This is a genomic window from Acidovorax sp. KPB24-07 (genome assembly GCF_057543315.1).
This window is the reverse complement of sequence record NZ_BAAJYS010000633.1, coordinates 1-1,425: the sequence shown is the minus strand read 5'-3', so window position 1 is coordinate 1,425 and position 1,425 is coordinate 1. Positions and strand designations below refer to the sequence as shown.

Annotated in this window: 1 protein-coding gene; it reads left to right on the top strand. The window is 74.3% G+C overall.

The window, feature by feature from the left end; genetic code table 11:
• Window positions 1–1,425 (top strand): alpha/beta hydrolase domain-containing protein (locus tag AC27IQ_RS24560; RefSeq protein ID WP_487091146.1); only part of this gene is annotated, 1,425 nt, incomplete at both ends.

Here is a 1,425-nt window from a genome sequence, read left to right as displayed (position 1 = left end):
CGACCCGCGCAACGCGGGCATCGCCGACATCGCGCTCGCTCCGCGCGACGCGGCGGGCCGCGTCACCGCCGTGGCCGACGTGGTGATCCTGCAGCCCGAGCGCCCCAACGGCACCTTGCTGGTCGAGGTGCCCAACCGGGGCCGCAAGCTCATCGGCCCGGCGTACGACGACGCACCCGCCACCTATGGCCGCCTGCAGCAGGCGGCCGATGCCGGCGCCGGCTTCCTGCTGGCGCAGGGCTACACGCTGGCCTGGATCGGCTGGCAGGGCGACCTGCCCGTCTCGGGCGGCAGCAAAGGCGCAGCGCTGCTGGGCCTGAACGTGCCCGTGCTGGCCGGCGTGACCGGTCCCTCGCGCGATGAATGGGTGTTCACGCCCAGGCAGGCCGAGGCCGTGCAGACCGTCAAGCTCGCCTACCCGGCGGCCACGCGCGAAGGCGCGCGCCTCACGGTGCGCCCGCGCGCGCAGGACGAGCGCACGCAGCCCGCGGGCCTGGCCTTTCGCTTCGTGGACGACCAGACGCTGGAAATCACCCGCCCTGCCCGCCAGCCGGCCGACGCCATCTACGAGTTCACCTACACCGCGCGCGACCCGCAGGTGATGGGCCTGGGTCTGGCCGCGCTGCGCGACGTGGCCCACTACCTGCGCCACGACGGCAGCGCCGCCAACCCGCTCGCCCACGGCGGCCAGCCGCAGATGCGGCACCTGCTGGGCACCGGCATCTCGCAGTCGGGCCGGGTGCTGCGCGACTTCGTCTACCTGGGCTTCAACGAATCGGCCGACCACCGGCCCGTGTACGACGGCCTGCTGCTGCAGATCCCCGGCGGGCGCCGCAGCTTCACGAGCGCGCGCTTCGGCCAGCCCGCGCGCAACCCGGGCCCCAACACCGACCACCTGTACCCGGTGGACCAGTTCCCCATGGCCTACGAAGCCAGCACCGATCCGCAGACCGGCCGCACCGATGGCCTGCTGCAGCGCTGCCGTGCCACGGCAAGCTGCCCGCGCATCATGCAGGTGGACTCCGAATACGAAATGTGGGCCTCGCACGCGAGCCAGAGCGTGACCGATGCGCGCGGCCACCACCTGGGCTTGCCGCCCGAGGTGCGCGCCTATCTGGTCGCCGGCACCCAGCACTTCGCCGCGGCCGACGCCGTGGCCAAGCCCCAGCCCGGCTGCCGCCTGCCCACCTCGCCCATCTACCCCGGCCCGCTGATGCGCGCGCTGCTGGCCGGCATGAACGACTGGGTGGCCAGCGGCGCCGAGCCGCCCGCCAGCCGCTACCCGAGCGTGGCCGACGGCACCCTGGTGCGCGCGGGCGACCCGGGCAGTACCGCGGCATCGCCGCCCTGGGCTACCCGGGGCCATGCCGTGCCCTCGTTCCGTACCGATGCGGCCACCGGCCTGCCGCGCGTGCTGGCGAATAC